This is a genomic window from Mucilaginibacter sp. (assembly GCF_041663085.1).
Classification (GTDB): Bacteria; Bacteroidota; Bacteroidia; order Sphingobacteriales; family Sphingobacteriaceae; genus Mucilaginibacter.
The window spans coordinates 1-4,881 of sequence record NZ_JBAZRC010000217.1 but is presented as its reverse complement, the minus strand read 5'-3'; the positions used below and the strand labels follow the sequence as shown (position 1 = coordinate 4,881).

Below are 4,881 nucleotides of genomic sequence, written 5' to 3'. Positions count from 1 at the left end.
TGTAGTAGCCATATTGGCATGAAACAACACTACCAGCGCCGACGGCGAAGGATGCGGGGGTAAAAAGCCATGAGTAACCGATAAGGAAGCGATCATGGGCAAGCCAATAAACACGGCAGGCAACTTGTATTTATACACTACCGAAAATATCAGCGGAACCATCAGCACAAAACCAATCCCGTAAAACAGGGGGATACCTATGATGAAACCGGCGGCAACCAAGGCCCACTGGATATATTTTTGGCCGACTGCGTTAACCAGTACTTCGGCAATTTTTTGGGCCGCGCCACTGGCGGCAACCAATTTACCTAACATGGCGCCAAGGCAAATAATAATAAGCAACCCGCCTAAAATATCGGCCATGCCTTTTTGTACCGCGCCGGTAACTTTATTGATAGGGATACCCAGCATTAAGCCGGCAGCTATAGAAACCAGCAGAAACGCCAGAAATGGATTAACCTTTGCCCAGCTAACCAATAATATGAGCAGTACTATACAGAACAGTATAACCAGCATTACTTTTTAATTTGAAGGGGTTTATAATTGTATTACTACCGGGAGGCCGGTGCAACTAAAGTAATAACATTATATGATATGTAGAATAAATAGATTTTAAGCATAAAGGATAAGGAAGAAAATAGTTTAGCTTTTTTACATTTCCTTACCGCCTACCACCAATTAAACTTCGTTTCTTTACGGTAATGACAAGCAAACGCTATTTTCTTCTGATCATGATACTGGGCTCGCTTACCGCTTTGGGTCCATTTTCTATTGACATGTATTTGCCGGGCTTCCCTGATATTGCCAGATCACTGCATACCAGTACCGAAAATGTAGCATTGTCGTTATCCAGTTATTTTATAGGGATATCTGCCGGGCAATTGCTTTATGGGCCCCTGCTTGACAAGTATGGACGCAAGCCCCCTTTGTATGCGGGCCTGGGTTTATATATAATAGCTTCTATTGGTTGCTATTTTTCGGCCAGTATACAAATGCTTATTCTTTTACGCTTTGTACAGGCTGTAGGCAGTTGTGCTGCCGGTGTGGCATCAATAGCGATGGTGCGCGATATTTTCCCGGTTAAGGATAATGCAAAAGTGTTTGCCTTACTGATATTGGTTTTAGGTGCATCGCCCATGATAGCCCCCACTGTTGGCGGCTATGTAACAACGGCCTTCGGCTGGCAGCTAATATTCCTTATCCTAACGGTTATAGCAGTGCTGATAACGCTGGCGGTTTTCTTTTTTCTGCCCGAAAGTTATAAGGCAGATCCATCGTACTCCCTAAAACCCAAACCTATTATCAACGGATTTTTAACCGTTATAAAAACGCCGCAGTTTTACACTTATGCGCTAAGCGGAGGTATTGCCTTCTCTGGTTTATTTGCCTATATCTCAGCATCGCCCCTTGTGTTTATGGAGGTTTATAAAATAAGCAGCAAAACCTATGGATGGGTATTCGCCCTGTTATCTGTAGGGTTCATTGGCGCCAGCCAGGTAAACAGCTTTTTGATCAGGAAATACAAAAGCCAGCAAATTGTAAATGCTGCGCTTATTGCTATGGTTATCATTTCGGCGGTGTATGTTTTGGGTTCGCTGCAAAACGTGCTTGGCCTGGTGGGCACTATCGTGATGATTTTTTTGGTGTTGTGTTGCATTGGTGTTACCAGCCCAAATACATCGGCCCTGGCGCTGGCCCCGTTTGAAAAAAACGCGGGTACCGCATCATCCTTACTGGGTGCATTCCAAATGTGTATTGGTTCGGTGGTATCGGTTGGGGTTAGTTTGTTCAATAGCCAGTCATCGTTGCCGATGTCGGTCATAATGCTGGGGGCATCATCTGTTGCGCTATTGGTCCTGATAATTGGCCGAAAGAATATAAAAGGAAGTACAGCTGCAAAAAATGGTGCGTTTGCCGCACATTAGGCTAATTTTATAACTAAAAGAGCCGCTTAATTAGCGGCACTTTTAGTTATAGTGTTACATATTGCGCCTGTACTGGCCGCCTACGGCATAAAGCGCGTTACTTATTTGCCCCAGGCTGCAATACTTGCAGGCTTGCATCAGGCTTTCAAAAATATTGTCGCCGGCTATAGCTTTATGCTGCAGCTCTTTTAATAATGCCGGGGCATGTTCCGCGTTGCGCTCCTGGAAAAGCTTTAATGCTGCTATTTGGAACTGTTTTTCTTCCTCGGTTGCACGGATCACTTCTGACGGTACAATGGTAGGCGATCCCTTTTTATTCAGGAAGGTATTTACTCCTATAATGGGGTATTCACCGTTATGTTTAAGAGTTTCGTAGTAAAGTGATTCTTCCTGGATCTTGCTGCGCTGGTACATGGTTTCCATAGCGCCCAGTACACCACCACGATCATTAATGGCTTTAAATTCGGTTAATACGGCCTGCTCTACCAGGTCGGTCAGCTCTTCAATAATGAAGGCGCCCTGTATTGGGTTCTCATTTTTGGCTAAACCAAGCTCGCGGTTGATGATCAATTGAATAGCCATCGCCCTGCGTACCGATTCTTCTGTAGGGGTGGTAATAGCTTCATCATAAGCGTTTGTATGCAACGAATTACAGTTATCATAAATAGCATATAAAGCCTGTAAGGTAGTGCGGATATCGTTAAAATCTATCTCCTGCGCGTGTAATGACCTACCGCTGGTTTGGATATGGTATTTCAGTTTCTGCGACCTGTCGTTACCCTTGTACTTGTTTTTGATGGCTTTGGCCCAGATGCGCCTTGCCACGCGCCCTATCACCGAATATTCCGGATCGATACCGTTGCTGAAGAAGAAGGATAAGTTTGGAGCAAAATCATCAATATTCATGCCCCGACTAAGGTAATACTCTACGTAAGTAAAGCCATTGCTCAGCGTAAAGGCCAATTGCGTAATAGGGTTGGCACCCGCTTCGGCAATATGGTAGCCTGATATAGATACCGAGTAGAAATTCCGTACCTTTTGCTGTATAAAATACTGCTGGATATCGCCCATCATCCGCAGGGCAAATTCGGTACTGAAGATGCAGGTATTTTGTGCCTGGTCTTCCTTCAATATGTCGGCCTGTACCGTACCCCGCACAGTAGCAATAGCATAAGCGCGGATCTTCTCATATACATCGGCAGGTAAAACCTGGTCGCCGGTTAAGCCTAATAGCATAAGGCCAAGGCCATTGTTGCCTATTGGTAATGCTCCGCCCTGGTACTCCGGACGGGCTAACCCCTTATCATCATACTCCGTTTTATAGGCGGCTTCTACCAAATGCTCCAGCTTGTTTTCGGTGATGTATTTTTCGCATTGCTGGTCTATAGCGGCATTCATAAAAAAGCCCAGTAGCATAGGTGCAGGGCCGTTAATGGTCATGGATACCGATGTAGATGCATGGCAAAGATCAAAACCTGAATACAGCTTTTTGGCATCATCCAGCGTGGCAATGCTTACGCCCGAGTTGCCGATCTTCCCATAAATATCCGGCCGCTCGTGCGGGTCCTCGCCATAAAGTGTAACCGAATCGAAGGCGGTTGACAGCCTGTGTGCAGGCTGACCAAGCGATACATAATGGAAACGTTTGTTGGTCCGCTCCGGGCCGCCCTCGCCGGCAAACATCCGGGTGGGGTCTTCACCTTCACGCTTCAGCGGGAACACCCCGGCAGCGTAAGGGAATTCGCCCGGTACATTCTCGGTAAGCAGCCAGCGGAGTATATCTCCCCAGGCTTCATATTTTGGTAAGGAGATCTTGGGTACTTTCAGTTGCGATAGCGAGGTATAGTATAAAGGCTGTTTAATCTCTTTATCGCGTACTTTATAAATAAAGTTTTCTGCCTTGTATTTGGCAACCGTTTCGGGCCATTCTTTTAAAAGGCGTTTACAGTCGGCATGCAGGTGGTCTTCTAAATGGGTGTATATATCCTGTAGAGACGCAATACTTCGCGTCTTAAATTCCTGTGCGTCGGCAACCTGCGCGGCGGGAGACGCAACGTATTGCGCCTTTACGGTTTCAATCGTCCCCCTGATGTTAAACATCTGCTGCGCGATCTTGCATTGTTCGTTTACCCAATCTGTATAAGCGGTGCTGCTTTCGGCAATTTCGGCCAAATAGCGTATCCTATCCGGCGGGATGATATAGATCTTCTCCGATTCGCCATCTTGGCTCTTGATTCTTGCCTCTTGATTCTCTAACAGATCTACCCCGGTTTTATCCTTAACGGTCTTCATCAGGGCGGTGAACAGGGTGTTCATACCCGGGTCGTTAAACTGCGATGCCATGGTGCCATAAACCGGTAGGTCTGCATCTTTGGCATCAAAAAGCATATGGTTGCGCTTATACTGCTTGCGCACATCGCGTATGGCATCCAATGCGCCACGTTTATCAAATTTATTAAGGGCTACCAGGTCGGCAAAATCAAGCATGTCAATTTTTTCCAGTTGGGTAGCGGCGCCAAACTCGGGCGTCATTACGTATAAGGACAGGTCGCAATAATCGGTTATCATCGTGTCCGACTGGCCTATGCCGCTCGTTTCCACTATCACCATATCATAATCCGCGGCTTTGCAAATGTCAATAGCCTCTTGCACGTGCTTGCTTAAAGCCAGGTTGGCCTGGCGTGTTGCCAGCGAGCGCATGTACACCCGCGGACTATTAATGGCATTCATGCGGATACGGTCGCCAAGTAAAGCGCCGCCTGTTTTGCGTTTGCTGGGATCCACGGAGATAATAGCCAGTGTTTTATCCGTTTCCATCAAATAACGGCGTACAATCTCGTCCACCAAACTTGATTTACCTGAACCACCTGTACCGGTGATGCCGAGCACAGGTGTGGTGTGTGTAGAATGAAGAGTAGGGAGGGATTTTGGGTGCCCCAGTTCGGCAGCGGTTATA

Annotated in this window: 2 protein-coding genes and 1 pseudogene; 1 reads left to right on the top strand and 2 read right to left on the bottom strand. The window is 46.6% G+C overall.

Going from position 1 to position 4,881, the window contains the following annotated elements; translation table 11 throughout:
• Positions 1-516, bottom strand: a pseudogene (locus WC615_RS22530) (gluconate transporter); the annotation flags it as partial.
• Positions 517-701: 185 nt separating this feature from the next.
• Here WC615_RS22530 and WC615_RS22525 point away from each other — a divergent pair.
• Positions 702-1,925 carry a multidrug effflux MFS transporter gene (locus WC615_RS22525; RefSeq protein WP_372980283.1) on the top strand — a complete coding sequence of 408 codons (1,224 nt, stop codon included), beginning with the start codon at positions 702-704 and terminating at the stop codon, positions 1,923-1,925.
• 54 nt (positions 1,926-1,979) lie between these two features.
• Here WC615_RS22525 and WC615_RS22520 read toward each other — a convergent pair.
• Positions 1,980-4,881 (bottom strand): methylmalonyl-CoA mutase family protein (locus WC615_RS22520; protein WP_372980282.1); only part of this gene is annotated, 2,902 nt, incomplete at its 5' end.

Bases quoted from the DNA above. Each gene is read 5' to 3' on its own strand.
- WC615_RS22525 (WP_372980283.1), top strand. From the start codon at position 702: ATGACAAGCAAACGCTATTTTCTTCTGATCATGATACTGGGCTCGCTT.